The sequence below is a fragment of the Desmonostoc vinosum genome (assembly GCF_059505385.1).
Map to the genome: position 1 here is coordinate 1 of NZ_JCACKM010000287.1, position 4303 is coordinate 4303.

The 4303-nt window shown below is 37.5% G+C and carries 3 protein-coding genes; 1 reads left to right on the top strand and 2 read right to left on the bottom strand.

Translation table 11 applies throughout. From position 1 onward, the window contains the following. Positions 1–168: 168 nt before the first annotated feature. The gene (locus tag AC5JMF_RS30005; protein ID WP_495799355.1) at positions 169–411 is read right to left on the bottom strand and encodes a WCX domain-containing protein; all 243 of its coding nucleotides are present in this window, start codon (positions 409–411) and stop codon (positions 169–171) included. Positions 412–465: 54 nt separating this feature from the next. Here AC5JMF_RS30005 and AC5JMF_RS30010 point away from each other — a divergent pair, with 54 nt between their 5' ends. Continuing rightward, on the top strand, positions 466–1329 hold the full coding sequence (locus AC5JMF_RS30010; protein ID WP_495799356.1) for an Rpn family recombination-promoting nuclease/putative transposase: 864 nt from the start codon (positions 466–468) through the stop codon (positions 1327–1329). Positions 1330–1434: 105 nt separating this feature from the next. On the opposite strand, the gene AC5JMF_RS30015 is transcribed toward AC5JMF_RS30010, so the two are convergent. Continuing rightward, positions 1435–3579 carry an AAA family ATPase gene (locus tag AC5JMF_RS30015; protein WP_495799357.1) on the bottom strand — a complete coding sequence of 715 codons (2145 nt, stop codon included), beginning with the start codon at positions 3577–3579 and terminating at the stop codon, positions 1435–1437. Positions 3580–4303: the final 724 nt, after the last annotated feature.

Genomic DNA, 4303 nt, shown 5'->3' on the forward strand with positions numbered 1-4303 from the left:
CCAAAGCCTACGAGCTTACGGCGTTATTGCTGCTTAACTTTGTCCGAAGTATTGTAAAAAGAGATGAGATATACAAATATCTCATCTCTTTTTTGAGATTATACAGAAGCAAAATTCCCATTAATTCAACTTCCGAAGAAGTTTAAATTCTATTGTTTTGATTGATTTTCAACTGTCGTAATTATTGAAAATTCCTTCACCTATCGTCTTCACCCTCTGCACCAACTCATCTGGAGTTACCACCTTCACCCCTGCGCCAAAGCCAACAATCCATCGCCGCAAATCAAAATCGTCTAAAGTCCACTTGGGAAAGGTGGCTTGAAAACGATGGGGAAGATTGCGATCGCCGATTTTCTGCAAACAAAACAATGACTCTGCTAAATTAGTTGTAGTCTTGTGAATTGGCGGCACAAGTTTTCTTATAATTAATGATTATATCTAATAAACATTATCCTCAATTGGTAAATGGCAGAATATGATAATCTCTGTAAAAACCTGGCAGAAAAATATCCCCGTGATTTTATTAGGTGGTTATTAAATCAAGAACCACAGCAAATTAAAATCTTAAAAACCGAATTGAGCATCGAACCAATTCGTGCTGATGCGGTAACATTCTTACAAACAGAAAATCGCATCTTACATCTAGAATTTCAAACCACAATCAAATCGAAAACCCCACTAGGATTGCGGATGCTAGATTATTACGTCCGCTTGACAAGGAAATATCAACTTCCTGTTACACAAGTCGTAATTTTCTTGCAACCAACAACTGATGAAATCGCTTTTACCACAGAATATGTCAGCGAGACGACAACTCATCGCTATCAAGTGATAAGAATGTGGGAACAAGATGCAGCTATATTTCTGAATAATTTGGGGTTATTACCATTAGCACCATTAGCCAGAACTGATTCTGCACCTGCTTTATTATCGCAAGTTGCTCAAAGTCTTGCTAAAATTTCAGATATTGAGACTAGACAAAATACGGCAGCTTATACAGAAATATTAGCAGGGTTAAAGTTTGAGCAAGATTTGATTCTGCGATTTTTACGGGAGGAGACTATGCAAGAGTCGGTGATTTATCAGTATATTTTGCAGAAGGGTAAAAGACTTGGTGAACAACGTGGTGAACAACGTGGTGAACAGCAAGAGGCTTTGCGTTTCTTAACGCGGATGTTAAATCGGCGATTTGGCGAAATTGATTCCACAATAATGAAGCGCATTCAAGTCTTATCTACAGCACAATTAGAAGCATTGGGAGAAGAGTTTTTGGATTTTACACAAGTAACTGATTTAGTCACTTGGCTTGAGCAAAATACTGGTAATTAAATGATTCTGATTTTTCAAACAAGAGATGAGATATGTGTATATCCCATCTCTTTTTTTGAGATGATGATGATGCAAATTTTCCATTAATTAAACTTCCGTAGAAGTTTAACTGTCGTAATTATTGAAAATTCCTTCACCTATTGTCTTCACCCTCTGCACCAACTCATCTGGAGTTACCACCTTCACCCCTGCGCCAAAGCCAACAATCCATCGCCGCAAATCAAAATCGTCTAAAGTCCACTTGGGAAAGGTGGCTTGAAAACGATGGGGAAGATTGCGATCGCCAGTTTTCTGCAAACAAAACAATGACTCTGGTAAATTAGTTGTAGTCTTGTGAATTGGCTGCGACATTTTCATCTGTGCAAACCGTTTTGTCCCCTCGGTAATAAAAGGATAAATCCCATCACTAAACCACAGTTCCACCGTCACGCAGACTTGCATTCGTTTTTGTTTATCAGTACTGAGAAACAATTTTTGGTCAGTGGTGCTATTTCCCAAGTGGATACCTGCACCAGCTTTAAATAATTTTTGCAACTTTTGTAACGTCTTTTCTTGTTCTTCCCGACTACGTTGCTTCGTTTGTTGTCTACCTAAAAACAGTCTATCCAGACGTTCAAACCGCAATAAACCAGAAGTTTCACCACTGACGCACTCATAACCCAAGTACCAAGCAAAGTTAGAAAACACTATTTGTAATGGATACGCTAAGAAAAAATCTTTTTCATCTCCTGTGTATCTACCTACACCTGCAAACCGTTGTAATTCTAAAAGTTTTCCTTCTACAATTGCTGTCTCCAATTGGGCAAGATTATTGCTTAACGCGCTACTATGAAGATACTTGGGGTCTATAATGGAACTATTAGCAATCGCTCGTACTGGATAAATATTTTCAGTATTTTCAAGAATATGTGTTTGTAACAAACGCTGCTTAAAGGTTTCGTAGATTGCTAAAGCTTGGGGGTCATTTAAACTGTTCGCTTGGGATTGAATAATATCAAATACCTTAATTAATTCCGGTTTAGAAAGGATACTTGTACCAGCAAAATAACCACTACGCATAGGAAATTCAGGTAATATTTTATAAGGTTTCAAAACTTTTTCAATATCTTTACGAATTGTAGCTTTTTCGCTATTAGGGTTATAAATTACCCCAGCTTGTGCAAGAGATTTAGTCAGAGTTTTCAAACTACCACCCACGTTAGGTAAAAAAGGATAGTGGAGAATAAAGCGGATTGTACCGATTAACCTCTCAAAAACTTGTTTGTCTGAGTAAGAGTGTACAGCACTTAAAGATGTTGACCCTGAGCGAACTCGAAGGGTCAATTCATCACTATCAAATTCTTGAGCATTTTCATTGTTAACAGGGAAAGTCGCATTGATAATTCCTTGAGTTTCCAACCATTCCAAATCAGCCGCTATAGCATCTTTGTTGGCGTAAACTGCACCCCGCAATTTAGCCATAATAGTCGTAATTTCTTCTAAAGAATTAGCAAAATTAGGAACGTAACCAAGAATATCTTCTAATAATTTATGTTTAGTTAAATGAAATTCCCCAATCCCAGGATAGTTAATGATTAAGAATATCAAATACATCAAACGCTCAAAATCTAGCAGATGACTATAACGATGGGGTGTGATATTTGCATAACGATTTTGGAAATTGACAATTTGACGTGGAACACTTGCAATTAGTTTAGCAATTTTGTATGCGGAAAATTTGGCTGTGGTAACATCAATTTTATTGACTGCGGCGAATCCTTCCCCAGTAATTGGCGGAAAATCTTGCAGCAGCTTATACATACTCTCAATAATATTTGAGGGAACTTGGCGTTGGCGTTGTTGATTCCATTCAATGCAAGTTTCTAATGGAGTTTGTAAGTACCAAGCAATCCAGTTAGGTTGGTTTAATCCCCATTCTGCAACTTGGGTGTTGACTTTGACTAGAAAGTCCATGCGAAAAAAACGCTTAAAATTAGTAGCATCATAGACTACACTTTTACCTAAGCTCAGTGCAGTACAAATACAGTGAATAGCGGTAGCCTCAATTTTTTGCCATTCCCCTTGAATTGTCGCATCACCATATAATTCTTCGCGGATGTCGTCAGTCGAGATGATTTCGCAATTTCCCAAGCTAGATATGAGTTTCGCCAAAGTAGATTTACCACTTCCTGGTGTCCCAATGAGAAAATGCGCGACTGCTTTGGAGTCAGTTTTGGTTGACACTTGATTCTTGAGTGTGGCAGTTGGCATATCAGGTAATATTTGTTTTGCTTGTTATATCTGATGTTAAAGTGCGATCGTCTTTTGTGCTTTAGTGTTGGTGCGAATGACGATTCTTTATAGAGAAATTTTACAAGATTTTGTTAAATTTCAGCGATCGCCTGTCAATATCTCCTCTTTCAAAAAAACCTCAAATCTAGTCACAGCAAGAATTTGAGAGTTTGCGCGAACCCCTATTTTCCTGGACATTGTTCAAAAGCCGAATAGATAAGGGTTTGAGGATTATATAACAACTGTTAGAGCAAAACACCTATAGGTTCGCGCGATCGCCCTCTTATTAAATCCATTATTGCAACCCATCTTGAGTTAACTGATGTAGAACCCAGTCACGAACAAAGGAATGCATATAATAATTTGCACAGGGCAAACGCACGCAAAATCTGAAACCCTGGCTAAATAAGGATATTGATGAAAAAATAGCCTCTATTAAGAAATGCTCAAACCCTTGCTATTAAAGGATTATTGTACTTTAGATGCGTTCGCCCTGATAATTTGCATCTTCTCCAACCACAAATTGATTAATAGAATCAAAGCTTAAATTGATTAACTTATTTTTGACAATACTAGCCATCAACAATAATATCTCATCAGGATTGCAAGTATTAATCTCGCCAGAGTTGAAAAGAATAAAGCATATACTAAGAGACTAGCGGTTGATGTAGTGCAACAAGTATTAAATAGCAACATTCATAGC

Coding starts and splice junctions, on each gene's coding strand:
- AC5JMF_RS30010 (WP_495799356.1), top strand. CDS start 466: ATGGCAGAATATGATAATCTCTGTAAAAACCTGGCAGAAAAATATCCC.
- AC5JMF_RS30015 (WP_495799357.1), bottom strand. CDS start 3,579: ATGCCAACTGCCACACTCAAGAATCAAGTGTCAACCAAAACTGACTCC.